Below are 15,818 nucleotides of genomic sequence, written 5' to 3'. Positions count from 1 at the left end.
TCGCCGAACCGTGTTTGCGGCGCCCGGATCGAATGCCTATATCCGGCCAGTCAATGCCGGTGCCTGTCCCCATGAGCGATGCTTCCTTCGATCTCGACGCCTATTTCACGCGCATCGGCTATGCCGGTTCGAGGGACGCGTCGCTGGACACGCTCAAGGCGCTGCATCTCATGCATCCGCGGGCCATCCCCTTCGAGAACATCGATCCGTTCCTCGGCAGGCCGGTTCGGCTCGACCTCGCCTCGTTGCAGGACAAGATCGTCGCCGGCGGGCGCGGCGGCTATTGTTTCGAGCACAATCTCGTTTTCATGCATGCGCTGAGGGCACTCGGTTTTCAGGTTGGCGGGCTTGCCGCGCGGGTGCTTTGGGGCCAGCGCGAAGACGCCATCACCGCGCGCGGCCACATGCTGCTTCGCGTCGAACTCGACGGCCGCACCGTCATCGCCGATGTCGGTTTCGGCGGCCTGACCTTGACCGCGCCGCTGCTGCTCGAGCCTGGCCGCGAACAAACGACCCCGCACGAGAGCTTCCGCATCGTCGAGACGGACGATCATTTTCGGCTGCAGGCCGCCATAGGCGGCGACTGGCGCTCGCTTTACCGCTTCGACCTGCAGCCGCAACATGAGATCGACTATTCCGTCACCAACTACTTCCTGTCGACCCACCCGACATCGCATTTCCTGTCTTCGATCCTCGCCGCGCGCGCCCTGCCGGACAAACGGTACGCACTGCGCGGCAATCGCCTGTCGATCCACCACATTGGCGGCCGCAGCGAGCAGAAGGAAATAGCCACGGAAGCCGAACTCGCCGACACGCTGCAAGGCCAACTCGGTATCGTCATTCCCGACCGCGCCGCCTTCGAAGCCAGGCTGCGCGAGAAGAACATCGTGGAGACCAACGCATGACAGACCTTTCCGTCCTCGACCTGTCGCCGATCGTCGAAGGCAGCGATGCCTCGCAGTCGCTCGCCAACTCGCTCGATCTTGCCCGCCATGCCGAGCGATTGGGCTACAAGCGCTACTGGCTGGCCGAGCATCACAACATGCCGGGCATCGCCAGCGCGGCGACCGCGGTCGTCATCGCCCATGTCGCCGGTGGCACCAGGACCATTCGCGTCGGCGCCGGCGGCATCATGCTGCCCAACCATTCGCCGCTGGTCATCGCCGAACAGTTCGGCACGCTGGCCGCCTTGCATCCGGGCCGCATTGATCTCGGCCTCGGCCGGGCGCCCGGCACCGACATGGGCACGGCTCGCGCCTTGCGCCGCAACCTCGAGGCCGGCGCCGACAATTTCCCACAGGACGTCGTCGAACTGATGGGTTATTTCCAGCCGGCCGAAGAGGGCCAGCGTATCCGCGCCGTGCCGGGCGAGGGCCAGAACGTGCCGATCTGGATTCTCGGCTCCAGCCTCTACGGCGCCCAACTCGCCGCCATGCTTGGCCTGCCCTATGCGTTCGCCTCGCATTTCGCGCCGGCGGAACTGGACAATGCGCTGGATATCTACCGCTCGCGCTTCCAGCCGTCGGACCAGCTCGACAAGCCGCATGTCATGCTCGGCCTCAACGTCTTTGCCGCGCCCACCGATGCCGAGGCGCGATTGCTGTTCACCTCGCTGCAGCAGGCCTTCGTCAATCTGCGCACCGGCAGGCCCGGAAGACTGCCGCCGCCGGTCGAGAATTATGACCGCGATCTCGACCCGATGGCCAGGACCATGCTTGGCCAGGCGCTGTCCTGCGCCGTCGTGGGTTCCCCGGAAACGGTCAGGCAAGGCATCGACGCCTTTGTCCGCCGCACCGGCGCCGATGAGCTGATGGTCACCGCGCAGATCTTCGATCATGCGGCCAGGGTGCGGTCGTTCGAGATCCTGGCCGAGGCTCACAAATCGCTGTCGCAGGCGGCCTGAAATTTATAGGCCGCCAAGCGCTTTTGCGGACATCGATGCTCTGCTAAGTGCGGTGCATCCATAGGCAAGAGCGAGCTTTCCCGTGACACATGATCTCGACGCACGCATGCAGTTCGCCATCGATCTGGCGCGGCGGGCCGGCGAACTCGGCCTGAAATACTTCCACGATCTCGACAGTCTGACCATCGAGAGCAAGGGTCATCAGGACCTGGTCTCGCAAGCCGACCGCGAGGTCGAACTGTTCATCCGCGCCGCCATTGCCAAGGACTATCCGCAAGACGGCATCGTCGGCGAGGAACATGCCTCGGTCGCCGGCGCGACAGGCTATGTCTGGGTGATCGACCCCATCGACGGCACCGCCAATTTCGTGCGCGGCATCCCGGCCTGGTGCGTGGTGATCGCTTGCGCCAGGGACGGGGAGACGGTGGTTGGCGTCATCCATGAGCCGTCGACCGGCGAAACCTTCCACGGCCGGCTCGGCGGCGGCGCCTTCGTCAATGGCAAGACGATCAAGACAAGCGCGGCCACCAGCCTGGAAGAAGGGTCTGTCGGGACCGGATTCTCGAACCGGGCGGAAGCCGGGCATGTCGCCGTGCTGATCCGCATGCTCCTGGCCGATGGCGGCGTCTTCTTCCGCAACGCGTCCGGCGCCCTGATGCTCGCCTATGTCGCTTCAGGCCGGCTGCTTGGCTATGTCGAGCAGCACATGAACGCCTGGGATTGCCTGGCCGGCATGCTTTTGATCGAGGAGGCCGGCGGCACGGTCGTCACGCCCGATCCGAAGACGGTGCTGCAGGACGGGACGCTGGTGATATCAGGCGGCAAGGGTGTCTTCTCGAAGCTGCGGGAGCTTTCTTGGGAGGCGTTCAAGCTCTGATCGGGATCCAGCGTGCTCCACCTGGAATGAATCCGGATTATCTCCGCTCAGGCCAGTTTCGCCAGCAGCTTCATGAAGGTCGCGATCTCCTTGGCCGAGAGCGGCGCCAGCGTTTCCTGGGTGATCTCGCGGGCCAGCGGGATCAGGCGCTCGACCGCGTCGCGGCCTTCCGCTGTCAGATTGACCAGCAGCCGCCTCTTGTCGACTTCATGCTTGGAGAGCTCGACCAGGCCGCGCGCCTTCAGCCGGTCGATGACGCCCTTCACCGTCGCCGCATCCATTGCGATCAGCGTGCCGAGCTGGTTCTGCGAGGTCTCGCCGACGTCGCGCAGTTTGGCCAGCGCCGCGAATTGCGGCGGCGTCAGATCGCCGATATGCGCGGCAAAGATCGAGACATGGCGCTGGTGCGCCTTGCGCAGGATGAAGCCGACCTGCTCCTGCAGGCGATAGTCGTTTTCGTCGGGCTCTTCGGCCTCGACCAGCTTGAGCAATTTGTCCTCGCCGCTCACCGCAGCCCGTCCCAGGCCTTGATATCCCTGGCCGCCAGGCCGCCCATGCGGTCATGCACGCGCGGGCCGCAGGTCATGGCGAGGCAGAACAGGATCTCGTCGGGGCGCGGGCCATCGCTGATGCCGACTTCCATGGCGTCGAAATGGCTGCGCACATAGGCGGCGTTGATGTGGCCGAGCGGCACGTCGAGCCGCGAGCCGAAGGCGCCGACCTTCTTCGCCGACGGCACGATCGCCTTGGCGTCGCCGAGCCGCTCGCGCATGGCGTAGCCCCCCGGCACGTGCCACAGCGCGCCGTGTTCCAGCTCGCCTGATGTGCCGACAATGGCGCCCTTGCCGTAACCATCGATCTGTTTCACGTCGCCGCCGAGGGCCGCGATCAGCCGATCCGCGAGCAGCAGGCCGAGCGGCTTCAGGTCATCCATGGCGCTCTGCAAGTCCTCGACATAGCGCCCGGCGAACGGGTTCTTGACCAATGCCATCGCGGCGGCGCGGCGGCGCGGAACCGCGGCCACCGGCCCACCCTCGTGAAAGATCTCTTCGGTCAGAACCGCGATCTTGCGGATCGGAAACTCAGGCATGGGCAACTTCCTTCCCTGGGATTTTGTTGGGCGCGGCAAGCGCAACCGAGCCACTGATGCGGGCCTCACCGCCAAGAAACAGCGCCGATCCGGCAATCAGCCCGCGCCGGCGAAAATCTTCGGCGACGGCAAGGCCATTGTCCAGCGCCCGTGCCACCTCGCCAAATGCAAGCGTTCCGACAGCTTGTGTCACCAAGCGCGGGCCGAGATCGCTGTCGGGCGACAGTTCGTGTGCGGGAACGCGCCTGATGGCGGGATTGCCGGGCAGGTCGACGGCGTTGGCAATGAGCGTCGCTGCCGCATCGGCCTCGGCGCCAGTCCGCGCGAGAACGGTGACGGCGTCGGCAATGCCAAGCGAGAAGGAACGGCCACGCCAGCCGCTGGTTGCAACGCCGCGAACGCCATCTTCTGAGCGAATGGTGATCCGGTCGGCCAGGCCGTTGCCGGTGCCGGCAACCGCCAGGCCCATCGACTGGCCCGTGCCGATATGGAGAGCGCTGTCGCCGCCATTGTTGACATAGGCGCGATCGAGCTTGCGGCCGGCAAGCAGCGCGGCGAGCATTTCGTCGGCTACCGATCCAGCAACGGCCGCCATTGGTGTTATGAAGCATTCCGCCAAGGGAATGACGGCTGCTTCCATGCGGCGCGCTGTCGGGCCCGCGAAGGTACGCGGCGCCAAGAAAAACGCCGGGAGCCGCAATTCGGGAAGCTCCTCGACCAACTCGATCAGGATCGTCTGGAAGCGCGCAACCGCCTGCTCATAGGCCAGGCGGCATTCGTGCGCCTCTCCAAAGGCCTCGACGATCAGGTCGATCGGCCCGTGGTTGAGATGCAGCCGCTTGCCGTCCTGCAGCCAGTGCGCTTGCGGGCCGTTCATCATCCGGCCCCGTTCGATCCGGAGCGCCGCAACTGCGCCAGCGGCGGCCATGGATTGCCGGCCTCGGCGCCCGTGCCACGACGCGGATTGAGATATTCGCCGCCCTTGGCAACGATATCGTCGACGCTGCGGATCTCGGCCTCGTAACCGCCGAGCCTGATGTAGTCGTCGCGGCGCAGTGTGAATTCGATCGGTGCCACCAGCGCCGGGGTCGGCACATAGCCGAAGGCGCCTTCCGGCACACGGGTGACATCGACCATCAGCGTGATGCCGCCGCCCGGCCAGACATAGACAGGCGCGCCGCCGACCGTCACATAGGTGGTCAGGCCCTGCACCGAACGGGTGAGGTTGACCGGGTTTTCGGTGACGCCGGCGCGCAGCGAGCCGCCGGCGCCGCCGATGAACAGCACGGTGCACAGCGCCGGCTCGCAATTGTCCTCGATCAGGCCGACCGACTTTTGCAGCCGCTCCGGAAACGGTTTTTGGATCGGCTTCAGATCGTCATCCAACTCGTAATAGGCGAACTGCTCGCCGGTGGTCGAAACCATCAGCAGCGACAGGCCCGGCCGCGCACCCTTCTTGGCATTCCACTCGCCGAGGATCGACAGCGGGTCTGATATGCTGGTGCCGCCCCAGCCGAGGCCGGGCTCGGACACCTTGAAATAGCGGCCAGGTGTGGAACGGCGGCCGATGATCTTGATCCCGGTATCCTGCCAGCCCAGCACCTTGCCGGCCTGATGCTCGGAAACGACGCCGGTGATGTGATCGTCGACCACCACCACCTCGTCGACGAGGCCGCGCCACTGCGTGGCGAACATGCCGATCGTGGCCGATCCGCAACCGACGCGCATGCGGTGTTCCTGCTTGCCGTCGATGAGGGGTGGCTTGCCGGCTTCGACGACGATGGTGGCGCCGCCGTCGATGGCGAGTTCCACAGGCTTGCGGTTGCACAGATTGAGCAGCGCGTCGCAGGTGGCGCGGCCTTCCGCCTTGGAGCCGCCGGTGAGATGATGCACGCCGCCCAGCGACAGCATCTGCGAGCCATATTCGCCCGTGGTGACATGGCCGATCGCCTCGCCTTGCGACCGCACGACAGCCGTTTCGGGTCCGATATGACGGTCGGTGTCGATCTTCACCTTGACGCCGCAGTAGGAGAAGATGCCCTCGGTAACGACAGTGACGAGATCGACCCCTTCGACCTCCTGGCTGACGATGAAGGGGGCCGGCTTGTAGTCGGGATAGGTGGTGCCCGCACCGATGGCGGTGACGAACCGGCGGCCGGTGTTGACCAGTTCGCCGTCCCATGCCTCGCCCTCGGCGACAAACGGCACCACGGCGGCGCCGGTCTCCGCCGCATGGTCGAGGATGGTCAGCGGGTCCATCCGCACGATCCTGCCGCCGACATTGCCGTAGCGGTCGCAGGCGCCGGTGCGGCCATCTGCGATGTAGCACATCACCGGACAGGCGTCGCAGCGGATCTTCTCCGCCACCAGTTTCTCGCCGGGATCATGTGTTTCGAAGCGTTCGGCAAGCTCGCTCATCGGCGTGCCTCCTTGTCGCGGACGGCGGCGCGGACACGCGTCGGCGTCGCCGGAACCTTGGTGACCAGGACGCCGGTGGCGTGCCTGATGGCGTTGAGGATCGCCGGTGCCGTCGGGATCAGCACGTGCTCGCCCAGGCCCTTGGCGCCGAACGGGCCTTCCGGATCGGGAACTTCGATCAGGATCGTCTCGATCGGCGGCACATCGCCGATGGTCGGAATGAGATAGTCGTGCAAATTCTCGGTGCGGCCGGGAATGTATTCTTCCATAAGCGCCATGCCGATGCCTTGCGCGATGCCGCCCTCGATCTGGCCCTCGACCAGCAGCGGGTTGATCGCCTTGCCGACATCGTGCGCGGCGGTGATCTTGATCAGCTTCACCGTGCCGAGCTTGAGGTCGACCTCCAGCTCGGCGATCTGCGCGCCGTAACCGTACACCGCATAGGGTTTGCCCTGGCCCTTGGCATCGAGCGGCAGCGTCGGCGGATCGTACGTCTCTTCCGCGCGGAAGACGAAGCCGTCGGCATCCACGTCAAGAGCGGCAAGCTCGATGCGGCGGGCGGCGTCACCCTCGCGGATGACGATCGCCGAGCCGTCCAGTTGCAGGGACGCCTCTTCGGAGACATTGGCAAAGCGCAGGATCTTTTCACGCAAGGCGCGGCCGGCCTTCTCGGCCGCCTTGCCGGTGACGAAGGTCTGGCGCGAGGCTGATGTCTTGCCGGCATCGGGGGTGATCGCCGTGTCGGCGCCCCTCAGCCGGAATTTCTCCAGCGGCAGGCCAAGCGCGTCGGCGCAGATCTGGGTTATGACCGTATTGGAGCCCTGGCCGATATCGACGGCGCCCTGGTGCAGGACGATATCGCCGGAGGGCGAGATGCCGACCCTGATGGTCGACGGGTTGGGCAGCGAGGTGTTGCCGCAGCCATACCAGCAGGAAGCGATACCGACGCCGCGCTTTTTATTTATATTAGTAACATTGAATGTATCTGCGTCGGCGTTCGCGCGCGCCCAATGCGGCCGCAAGGATTCGAGGCATTCGGCGATGCCGACACCGGAGTCCAGCCGCTGCCCGGTAACCGTTTCGGAACCGTTCCGAAGACAGTTCTTCAGCCGGAAGTCGAGCCGGTCCATGCCGAGCTTGCTGGCCAGTTCGTCGTAGAGCGTTTCCTGCATGATCGTCGCCTGCGGCACGCCGAAGCCGCGGAAGGCGCCGGAAATCGGGCCATGAGTGTGGATGGCGCGGCCCTCGGCGCGATAGTTGGGCGTCGCATAGGGGCCGCACGCATGCACCGGCACGCGGTTGGCCACCGTCGGCCCCCAGCTGGCATAGGCGCCGGTGTTGAAATCGCCGGCAAAGATCATGCCGGTGACATGGCCGTCGGCATCGGCGCCGATGGTCGCCTTCATCTCCGAGGGATGACGCTTGGTGGTCGACATCATCGATTCGCTGCGGGTGTAGGCCAGCGCCGCCGGGCGGCCGGTCTTCAGCGCCACCAGCCCGATCAGCGGCTGCAGCGAGACGTCGAGCTTCGAGCCGAAGCCGCCGCCGGTCGCGGTCGGCACGATACGCACCTTGTCGGCCGCAAGGCCGAGCACCTTCGCGGTGTCGTCGCGGTCCATATAGGGTGCCTGGGTGCAAGCAACGACGACCAGCGTATCGCCGTCCAGATATGCATAGCCGGCTTCCGGTTCGATGTAGGCATGCTCGACATAGGAGGTGTCGATCGCGCCGGACACGGTGACGGTAGCGCCGGCAAGCGCCGCCTCGGGGTCGCCGTGCTCGACGAAGCCTGAGGTGAGCAGGTTCGCCGGGCGGTTGTCATGTATCAGCTTGGCACCGCTGGCCTGCGCTTCGCAAGGCTGCAGGAGATGCGGCAACTCGGTCCAGCGGACCGGGAAGTCCGACAGGTCCAGATCGAGGATGGCCTCGCGTTCGCCGGCAACCAGCGCCACTGCTTCACCACGAAGGCGCGCAAACCCTTCGGCCAGCGCCGGCTGGTCGGCGAACGGGCCGATGACGCCGAAACAGTTCTTTCCCGGAATGTCGGCGGCGGTGAACACGCCGGCGATGCCGGGATGGGCTTTCGTCCAGCCTTCCAGATCGCCGAAGGCGAAGCTGGCATGGTAATGCGGCGAGCGGACCACCAGCACGGCCAGTGCATCGGCGGGGAAGGAATCGCCGCCGAATTTATCCCCGCCGGTGACTTTGGGGATGCCATCCAGCCGGATGGGTGATGAGCCTACAGCACCACCGGAGACTGGCATTCTAAGATCAAGATCGCGATCCAATCGCTGATGTTGATGCTGCCCCTCACCCTTACCCTCTGCCCGTGAAGAACGGGGAGAGGGGGGCGCCGGCGTCGGAGCTTCTCCCTTCTCCCCGTCACTATGCGGGGAGAAGGTGCCGGCAGGCGGATGAGGGGCAGCGCCGTCCGTCGATGGTTCGAATCGTCCTGCATCCATCACCGCCGCGATGATCTTCCGGTAGCCGGTGCAGCGGCAGAGAATGCCGCCCAGCGCATCCTGCACCTCGGTCTCGGTCGGGTTGGGTTTCTTGTCCAGCAGCGCCGTCGCTGCAACAAGCAGGGCCGGCGTGCAGATGCCGCATTGCGCGGCGCCATGGGCGAGGAACGAGGCCTGCAACGCCGACAGCCGGCCCTTGGCGAGCCCCTCGACGGTCGTGATCGCCGTCTCCGCGGCGGACGCCGCCGACATCAGGCAGGCGCAGACGGGATCGCCGTCGACCAGCACCGTGCAGGCGCCGCAATCACCGGCATCGCAACCGACCTTGGTGCCGGTCAACCGCAGGTCGTCCCGCAGCACGGAAGACAGCCGGCGCAGCGGCGGCACGTTGACCGAGATGGCGGCGCCATTGACCTCGAAGGCGATATTGGCGCGATCCAAGCTCATGCGGCCACCTCGTCGCCTGCCAACTGCCCTGTAGCGGCAAGAACGGCGCGGGCAACGATCTCGCGCACCGCATCGAGCCGGTATTCCGCGCTGCCGCGCACATCGGCGATCGGTGACAGTTCAGCCATCGGCGCGGACAGGACCGCATCGGCGAGTGATGGACCGACAGCCAGCCCGCGCAAGGCGGCCTCGACGCCGGCAAGCCGCTTGGCCACCACGGAACAGGAGCCGGCGGCGACGGCCGCATCCCTGACCGTGCCATTCTCCACGACCAGACGTGCAGCCACCATGGCGATGGAAATGACGAGATAGCGCCGCGCGCCGAGCTTGACGAAGGCCGACGTCCCGGCAGCGGCAGGCTTGGCGACGCGGATTGCCGTGACCATCTCGCTCGCCCGCAGGGCAGTGCGGCGATTGCCGAGAATGAAATCCTGCAGCGGCAGGTGGCGGGTCGCCGCTGCTGAACGCAGTTCGACCTCGGCCTCAAGCGTGAGCAGGCCCGGCACGCCATCGGCGGCCGGCGAGGCGTTGCAGAGATTGCCGGCGACCGAGGCGACGTTCTGGATCTGCGCCGAGCCAACCTCGCGTGCCGCCTGTTTCAACGCGTCGAAGGCCGGCGGCAAGGGATGGCGGATGATGTCGGTCCAGGTCGTGCGCGCGCCGATGACCCAGTGGCTGCCGGTCTCGGCGATGCCGCGCAGCGCGGCCAGGCCATTGATGTCGAGGACATTGTCACGAAACGGCTTGCTGCCTTGCGCCGGGTAGAAATCTGTGCCGCCGGCAAGGATACGCCAGGCGTTCTCGCCGAGCAGAGCGAGCGCCTCGTCGACCGTGGTGGGTTTCGCGTAACGGATCACGCTTTACCTTCCAGAAAAGAGGGCCTTCCAGAAATGGGTATTTCGAAAGACCTTGCCAGCCTCGGAACTGGCCAAATTCATTCGTATGCAAATGATATCAAGCCGGCGGGAATTGTCAAAGCCGGAGTGTGCGGCCGCTCGGCCGCCACGCATTTGTTATACCGCCAGAGGTTGACGCAGCCGGCCATCTGGTCAAGTTTCTGCGTCCGGTCGCGTCAGCGGCATTTTTTCCACGGAGCGCACTCCCGCGACAACCAAGAGGAAGCCCCATGGCCGACGAAGCGCTTGTTGTCATCGACCTGCAGAACGACTTTTGCCCGGGCGGCGCGCTGGCGGTTGCCGGTGGCGACGAGATCGTGCCGCTGGTCAACGATCTGATCCGGCGAACCGACCATGTCGTGCTGACGCAGGACTGGCACCCCGCCGGCCATTCGAGCTTTGCCTCCAGCCATCCAGGCTCGCAGCCTTTCACGACGATCGATATGCCCTACGGCCAGCAGACGCTGTGGCCGGATCATTGCATCCAGGGCAGTCTCGGCTCGGATTTCCATTCCGGCCTCGCCTGGACCAAGGCCGAGCTTGTCATCCGCAAGGGATTTCGGTCGGAGATCGACAGCTATTCGGCCTTCTTCGAGAACGACCGGACGACGCCGACCGGCCTTGCCGGCTATCTGCGCGAGCGCGGCATCGACAGGCTGATCCTGGCCGGCCTTGCGACCGACTTCTGCGTTGGCTTTTCAGCGCTGGACGCCATCAGCCAGGGCTTCAAAACCACCGTAAGGCTCGATGCCTGCCGTGGCATCGATCTCAACGGTTCGCTTGAAGCGATGCTGCATCGGATGCGCGACGCCGGCGTGACGCTTGAAGACCATTTGTCGGACTGAACGGGCAGTGGGGCGTCAGGGGGGCTTCTTGCGGATCACGGGGGTGATGGCGGGCGCCGCGATCGCCGTTGCGACGCTGTTTCCGCCACAGGCTTTCGCGGCAGAGGAACACGGCCTGCCTGGCGCCACGATGTCGCTGTGGTGGGCGCTGCCCTTTGCCGGCCTGTTGTTGTCGATTGCCACGGGGCCGCTGCTGTTCCACCATGTCTGGGAGCACCACTACGGCAAGATCACGGCGCTTTGGGCAGCACTGGTGGTGGTGCCGCTGATCGCGGCCTTCGGCGTCCCCGCGGCCACCGAAGCCGTGCTGCATACCGTGCTCACCGAGTATATGTCGTTCATCATCCTGCTGTTCGCGCTGTTCACCATCTCGGGCGGCATCCTCCTTGCCGGCAACATCCATGGCACGCCGCTGGTCAATGCCGGACTGCTGCTGGTCGGCGCCATTCTCGCCTCCATCATCGGAACGACCGGCGCCTCGATGATCCTGATCCGGCCGATACTGCGCGCCAACGACGCCAGGCGGTTCAATGCCCATGTCGTCATCTTCTTCATTTTCCTGGTGTCCAACATTGGCGGCTCGCTGACGCCCTTGGGTGATCCACCGCTGTTCGTCGGCTTCCTGCGTGGCGTCGATTTTTTCTGGACAACCACGAACCTCTGGCGCGAGACGCTGTTCGTCAGCGGGGTGGTGCTGATCGTTTTCCTGGTGATCGACATCGTCCTGCATCGCCGCGAGGCCGGCGCGCCGAAGATCAAGGACCCGACGCCGGACAAGACGGTGCGCCTGCGGGGGCTGCCCAACATTCCGCTCCTGGCCGGCGTGATCGGTGCGATCCTGCTGTCGGCAAGCTGGAAGCCGGGTGTGAGCTTTTCCATCCTCGGCGTCAGCCTCGAGCTGCAGAACCTGATGCGCGACGCCATCATCCTGGCGCTCGCCTTCCTTTCGCTCGCCGTTTCGCGCAAGAGCCACCGGGAGGCGAACGGCTTCAACTGGGGCCCGATATCGGAAGTCGCGAAACTGTTTGCCGGCATCTTCATCTGCATCGTGCCGGTCATCGCCATCCTCAGGGCAGGCCACGAAGGCGCGTTGGCGCCATTGGTCTCGCTGGTCACTTCGCCGACTGGCCAACCCAACGATCTCGCCTATTTCTGGCTGACCGGAGCACTGTCGTCCTTCCTCGACAATGCGCCGACCTATCTGGTGTTCTTCGAACTCGCCGGCGGCGATCCACGGCATCTGATGACGGAAGCCGCCCCGACATTGGCGGCGATCTCGGCCGGCGCCGTGTTCATGGGCGCCAACACCTATATCGGCAACGCACCCAACTTCATGGTCTATGCCATTGCCAGGCATCGTGGCGTGAAAATGCCGGGCTTCTTCGGTTACATGGCGTGGTCTGGCCTTGTGCTGATCCCGACCTTCTTGATCGCCGGATTTCTGTTCTTCGGGTGAACCTCACCCGACGCCGACATAGCGGCGGACCGCGGACGGATCGGCGCGCAGTTGCTCGACATCGACCGTCTCGCGGTTGCGGCCATTTTCGATGAAGCACACGCGGTCGGCGACGGACAACACCGCATCGACACGCTGCTCGACCAGGATGGTGGAGACGCCCATGCCGCGCAGCTTCGCCACCGTCTCGCGGATCCTGGCGATCATCGATGGCATCAGGCCTTCGGTCGGCTCGTCGAGCAGCAGCACCCGCGGTTCGAGGCAAAGCGCGCGCGCCATGGCCAGCATCTGCTGCTCGCCGCCGGACAGTGTGCCGGAGCGCTGCCGGAGCCGCTGGCGCAGCAGCGGGAACAGGTTGAGCACGTTTTCGCGCGTCGCCTTGCCCTTGCCGCGCGCCATCAGCCCGATCTCGATATTTTCCGCCACCGTCATCTCGGCGAACAGCCGCCGGCCTTGCGGCACATAGGCGACGCCGGCCTTCGGCACCTCATGCGCCGGCAGCCCGGTCAACTCCTGGCCGTCGAGCCTGATCGAGCCGGCCCTGACCGGAACCAGTCCCATGATCGCCTTCAGCGTCGTTGTCTTGCCGGCGCCGTTGCGGCCGAACAGGCACAGCACCTCGCCCTTGTTCAGCACGAGGTCGAGACCGTAGAGCACCTGGACCTCGCCATAGAAGCAGTCCAGTCCCGAGATTACCAGCGCTTCGGGCTTTGTCTCCGCCTTGTTCGTTTCGGTCATGGGGCGGTCCCCAGATAGGCTTCCTGCACCGCTGCGTTCTCGCGGATCGCTTCCGGCGCGCCTTCGGCCAGGATCTTGCCGGCGTTGAAGACGGTGATGCGATCGGCCAGATGCATGACCACAGGCATGTTATGTTCGATCAACAGCACGGTGGCGTTTTTGGCGATCTCGCGCACCAGGGTGATGAAATTGTCGATCTCGCCGTCGGCCAGCCCTTGCGTCGGCTCGTCGAGGATCAGCAGGCGCGGCTTCAGTGCAAGGCCCATCGCCACTTCCAGCAGGCGCTGATGGCCATAGGACAATTGTCCGGCCGGCATGGCGGCTTGGTCGGCAAGGCCGGTGCGTTCGAGCGCCGCCATGACGGCGGCCTGTATCGCGCTCTTGGAAGGGCCATGCCGCAGCGTCAGTTGCGCGGGCAGCGCGACGTTGGCGTAAACGGACAGGTTGGCATAGACGCTGGTGAGCTGGAACGTATAGGCGATGCCCAGGCGGACCCGGACGTAGGCCGGCTGGCTGGTGATGTCGGCGCCGTCGAAGACGATCATGCCGGAAGAGGGTTGGATACGGCCGCTGACCAGGCTGACAAAGGTGGTCTTGCCGGCGCCATTCGGCCCGATGACGGCGCGGATCTCGCCCGGCATCAAGGTGAAATCGACATTGTCGACGGCGCGCAGGCCGCCGAAATTGCGCGACAGGCCCTTGGTGATCAAAAGCGGCATCATGGCAGCCACCCGAGCCAGCGCTGACGGATGCTGCCGAGAATGCCCTTGGGGAAAAACAGCACCAGCAGGATCAGTGCGATGCCGACGATCAGCAGATAGGCGGAGGTGTAGCCGCTGGTGATGTCGATGACATAGTACATGAACAGCGTGCCGATCAGCGGCCCGAGCGTGGTGGCGGCGCCGCCGAGCAGCACCCACAGCAGCGGCAGGATCGAGTATTGCACCGAGGCGAAGCTCGATCCGACATAGCCGAACAGCAGCGCGTAGGCAGCGCCCGAGGCGGCGCAGATGGCGCCGGAGACGACGACGGCCGCGAGCTTGTTGGAAAAGGTGTCGTAGCCGAGCATCTTCGTCCGCTCCTCGTTCTCGCGGATGGCGACCAGCACGCGGCCATATCTGGAGCGCACGATGGCAAGCGTGATCAGCAGCACGAGCGAGAAGAGCGCCAGCGCTGTCATGTAGCGCACGGTCGGGTTGGTGAGGTCAAGCGCGGTCGCGCCGAAAGTGAGGACACGCGCCGGCTGCGGCACGACCATGCCCTGGTCGCCACCGGTCCACGTCGCGAAATAGAGGATGACGAGGTAGAACACCTGCGCGAACATCATGGTGACGATCATGAAGGCGACGCCCGTGGTGCGCAGCGCCAGGAGGCCGATCGCGAGCGCCAGGACCGCGCCACAGCCAATCCCGCCAAGGAAGGCCGACGGCACGCTCCAGCCGAGCTGGATGACGGCAAGGCCGGCGCCGTAGAGCCCGGCGCCGAAGAACATGGCATGGCCGAGGCTGAGCAGGCCGACATAGCCGAACAGGATGTTGTAGCCCATGGCGAAGACCGCCAGCACCATGATGCGGGCGAGCAGCCCGTGATAGTACTCCGGCAGCAGGAAGCTCAGCACGAAGAGCAGCGCCATGACGCCGAGATGTGAGGCGTAGGCCCTTGCCGGCGAAGCTTCGCTCATCGCGATGCCGTCCCGAACAGGCCTTGCGGCCGGAACACCAGCACCATGGCGACGAGCAGCGTGGCGATGATCTTGGCCAGAGTCGGCGAGAAGAACATCGAGATGATGCCGTCGGACAGTCCGATCAGCACGGCGGCGACGACGGTGCCGCGCAGCGAGCCGAGACCGCCGATGATGACGACGATGAAGGACAGGAGCAGCGGATCCTGCCCCATCAGGTAATGCGCCTGGCTGATCGGCACGATCAGCACGGCGGCGACAGCCGCCAGCATGGCGCCGAGCGCGAAGACGCCGCCATAGACGCGGTCGACCGGAATGCCGAAGGCCTGCGCCGTCTCGCTGTCATACTGTGTGGCGCGCATGACGAGGCCGATCTTGGTCCGGGTCAGCACCAGCCATGTCGCCACCAGCAGCAGCGCCGACGCGGCGATAACGGACAATTTGTAGCCGGAATAGCCGAACCACGGCAAAAGGATGCGGTAGCTGAAGGGCGGCTCCACCGGGCGCGCCTCCGGACCGTAGAAGGTCAGCGCCAGCTGCTGGATGATGTAGAGCATGCCGATGGTGGCAACGATGGTGGCTTCCGGATTGTAGTTGAGCCGGCGCAGCACCAGCTGTTCGGCGACCAGCGCGATGGCGCCGACGATCAGCGGCGCAATCACCAGTGCCGCCAGGAAGCCGAGCGCCGGGTGGCCCCCGATCGCCGTGGTGATCGCCCAGGCAAGCACCGCGCCAAGCATGAAGAACTCGCCATGCGCGACATTGACGACCCGCATCACGCCGAACACCAGCGACAGGCCAAGTGCCGTCAGCGCCAGCACGGCCGAGGTGACGAGGCCTTCGAGGGCGGCGAGGAGGAGGTGGGGTCCGAAGGCCATTCAGGGCGCCCTTTACCCTCCCCCTTGTGGGGAGGATGAACCGCGCAGCGGTCGGGTGGGGGAATGGGGCATGGGCCGTCGCGGCCCCCACCCCGTCTCATAGGCTTCGCAAGATGCGAAGCCTATT

General features: G+C 65.4%; 15 protein-coding genes. 5 read left to right on the top strand and 10 right to left on the bottom strand.

The genetic code is table 11. The annotated features are described in order from the left end of the window. Window positions 1-71 precede the first annotated feature (71 nt). The 3 genes from OOJ09_RS06085 to OOJ09_RS06075 all read left to right on the top strand — a co-directional run bounded on the left by OOJ09_RS06085 (window position 72) and on the right by OOJ09_RS06075 (window position 2,780). Window positions 72-905, top strand: a complete 834-nt coding sequence (locus OOJ09_RS06085; RefSeq protein WP_269904328.1) for an arylamine N-acetyltransferase family protein — start codon at window positions 72-74, stop codon at window positions 903-905. After that, the gene (locus OOJ09_RS06080) at window positions 902-1,903 is read left to right on the top strand and encodes an LLM class flavin-dependent oxidoreductase (protein WP_269904327.1); all 1,002 of its coding nucleotides are present in this window, start codon (window positions 902-904) and stop codon (window positions 1,901-1,903) included. Before OOJ09_RS06085 ends, OOJ09_RS06080 begins: the two co-directional genes overlap by 4 nt. An 82-nt stretch (window positions 1,904-1,985) precedes the next feature. After that, window positions 1,986-2,780: an inositol monophosphatase family protein gene (locus OOJ09_RS06075; protein ID WP_269904326.1), complete on the top strand. Its 795-nt coding sequence runs from the start codon at window positions 1,986-1,988 to the stop codon at window positions 2,778-2,780. Between the two features lie 47 nt (window positions 2,781-2,827). On the opposite strand, the gene OOJ09_RS06070 is transcribed toward OOJ09_RS06075, so the two are convergent. From OOJ09_RS06070 to OOJ09_RS06045, 6 genes are read right to left on the bottom strand one after another with little or no spacing between them, the layout of a single operon-like run. Then, on the bottom strand, window positions 2,828-3,289 hold the full coding sequence (locus OOJ09_RS06070) for a MarR family winged helix-turn-helix transcriptional regulator (protein ID WP_269904325.1): 462 nt from the start codon (window positions 3,287-3,289) through the stop codon (window positions 2,828-2,830). After that, the gene (locus OOJ09_RS06065; RefSeq protein ID WP_269904324.1) at window positions 3,286-3,870 is read right to left on the bottom strand and encodes an amino acid synthesis family protein; all 585 of its coding nucleotides are present in this window, start codon (window positions 3,868-3,870) and stop codon (window positions 3,286-3,288) included. Before OOJ09_RS06065 ends, OOJ09_RS06070 begins: the two co-directional genes overlap by 4 nt. Further along, complete coding sequence (locus OOJ09_RS06060; protein ID WP_269904323.1) at window positions 3,863-4,747, bottom strand: UPF0280 family protein; 885 nt, start codon at window positions 4,745-4,747, stop codon at window positions 3,863-3,865. Before OOJ09_RS06060 ends, OOJ09_RS06065 begins: the two co-directional genes overlap by 8 nt. Then, the gene (locus OOJ09_RS06055) at window positions 4,747-6,288 is read right to left on the bottom strand and encodes a 6-hydroxynicotinate reductase (protein ID WP_269904322.1); all 1,542 of its coding nucleotides are present in this window, start codon (window positions 6,286-6,288) and stop codon (window positions 4,747-4,749) included. The genes OOJ09_RS06060 and OOJ09_RS06055 overlap by 1 nt, the downstream gene beginning before the upstream one ends. After that, a complete protein-coding gene (locus OOJ09_RS06050; protein WP_269904321.1) occupies window positions 6,285-9,197 on the bottom strand; it encodes a molybdopterin-dependent oxidoreductase in 2,913 nt (970 codons plus the stop codon). The genes OOJ09_RS06055 and OOJ09_RS06050 overlap by 4 nt, the downstream gene beginning before the upstream one ends. After that, window positions 9,194-10,054, bottom strand: a complete 861-nt coding sequence (locus tag OOJ09_RS06045) for an FAD binding domain-containing protein (RefSeq protein WP_269904320.1) — start codon at window positions 10,052-10,054, stop codon at window positions 9,194-9,196. Before OOJ09_RS06045 ends, OOJ09_RS06050 begins: the two co-directional genes overlap by 4 nt. Window positions 10,055-10,323: 269 nt before the next feature. Between OOJ09_RS06045 and pncA the strand changes: the two genes are divergently transcribed. Next, window positions 10,324-10,938: a bifunctional nicotinamidase/pyrazinamidase gene (gene pncA / locus OOJ09_RS06040; RefSeq protein ID WP_269904319.1), complete on the top strand. Its 615-nt coding sequence runs from the start codon at window positions 10,324-10,326 to the stop codon at window positions 10,936-10,938. A 46-nt stretch (window positions 10,939-10,984) separates the two neighbouring features. Further along, window positions 10,985-12,394, top strand: a complete 1,410-nt coding sequence (locus OOJ09_RS06035; protein ID WP_269904860.1) for a sodium:proton antiporter — start codon at window positions 10,985-10,987, stop codon at window positions 12,392-12,394. Between the two features lie 3 nt (window positions 12,395-12,397). Here OOJ09_RS06035 and OOJ09_RS06030 read toward each other — a convergent pair whose 3' ends face one another. The 4 genes from OOJ09_RS06030 to OOJ09_RS06015 are packed head-to-tail and all read right to left on the bottom strand — an operon-like array spanning window position 12,398 to window position 15,691. Beyond that, window positions 12,398-13,132, bottom strand: a complete 735-nt coding sequence (locus OOJ09_RS06030) for an ABC transporter ATP-binding protein (protein ID WP_269904318.1) — start codon at window positions 13,130-13,132, stop codon at window positions 12,398-12,400. Beyond that, window positions 13,129-13,854 carry an ABC transporter ATP-binding protein gene (locus OOJ09_RS06025; RefSeq protein WP_269904317.1) on the bottom strand — a complete coding sequence of 242 codons (726 nt, stop codon included), beginning with the start codon at window positions 13,852-13,854 and terminating at the stop codon, window positions 13,129-13,131. Before OOJ09_RS06025 ends, OOJ09_RS06030 begins: the two co-directional genes overlap by 4 nt. Further along, window positions 13,851-14,813 (bottom strand): branched-chain amino acid ABC transporter permease, encoded by a 963-nt coding sequence (locus OOJ09_RS06020; protein WP_269904316.1) that lies wholly within the window; start codon window positions 14,811-14,813, stop codon window positions 13,851-13,853. Before OOJ09_RS06020 ends, OOJ09_RS06025 begins: the two co-directional genes overlap by 4 nt. Then, window positions 14,810-15,691, bottom strand: a complete 882-nt coding sequence (locus OOJ09_RS06015; protein ID WP_269904315.1) for a branched-chain amino acid ABC transporter permease — start codon at window positions 15,689-15,691, stop codon at window positions 14,810-14,812. Before OOJ09_RS06015 ends, OOJ09_RS06020 begins: the two co-directional genes overlap by 4 nt. Window positions 15,692-15,818: the final 127 nt, after the last annotated feature.

The organism is Mesorhizobium qingshengii (assembly GCF_027563465.1).
Taxonomy (GTDB): Bacteria; Pseudomonadota; Alphaproteobacteria; order Rhizobiales; family Rhizobiaceae; genus Mesorhizobium; species Mesorhizobium qingshengii_A.
Note: the sequence above shows the minus strand (reverse complement) of the source record. Positions and strands in the feature narration are given on the sequence as shown.

Coding starts and splice junctions, on each gene's coding strand:
- OOJ09_RS06020 (WP_269904316.1), bottom strand. CDS start 14,813: ATGAGCGAAGCTTCGCCGGCAAGGGCCTACGCCTCACATCTCGGCGTC.
- pncA (WP_269904319.1), top strand. CDS start 10,324: ATGGCCGACGAAGCGCTTGTTGTCATCGACCTGCAGAACGACTTTTGC.
- OOJ09_RS06055 (WP_269904322.1), bottom strand. CDS start 6,288: ATGAGCGAGCTTGCCGAACGCTTCGAAACACATGATCCCGGCGAGAAA.
- OOJ09_RS06025 (WP_269904317.1), bottom strand. CDS start 13,854: ATGATGCCGCTTTTGATCACCAAGGGCCTGTCGCGCAATTTCGGCGGC.
- OOJ09_RS06015 (WP_269904315.1), bottom strand. CDS start 15,691: ATGGCCTTCGGACCCCACCTCCTCCTCGCCGCCCTCGAAGGCCTCGTC.
- OOJ09_RS06030 (WP_269904318.1), bottom strand. CDS start 13,132: ATGACCGAAACGAACAAGGCGGAGACAAAGCCCGAAGCGCTGGTAATC.
- OOJ09_RS06080 (WP_269904327.1), top strand. CDS start 902: ATGACAGACCTTTCCGTCCTCGACCTGTCGCCGATCGTCGAAGGCAGC.
- OOJ09_RS06035 (WP_269904860.1), top strand. CDS start 10,985: ATGGCGGGCGCCGCGATCGCCGTTGCGACGCTGTTTCCGCCACAGGCT.
- OOJ09_RS06065 (WP_269904324.1), bottom strand. CDS start 3,870: ATGCCTGAGTTTCCGATCCGCAAGATCGCGGTTCTGACCGAAGAGATC.
- OOJ09_RS06060 (WP_269904323.1), bottom strand. CDS start 4,747: ATGAACGGCCCGCAAGCGCACTGGCTGCAGGACGGCAAGCGGCTGCAT.
- OOJ09_RS06085 (WP_269904328.1), top strand. CDS start 72: ATGAGCGATGCTTCCTTCGATCTCGACGCCTATTTCACGCGCATCGGC.
- OOJ09_RS06050 (WP_269904321.1), bottom strand. CDS start 9,197: ATGAGCTTGGATCGCGCCAATATCGCCTTCGAGGTCAATGGCGCCGCC.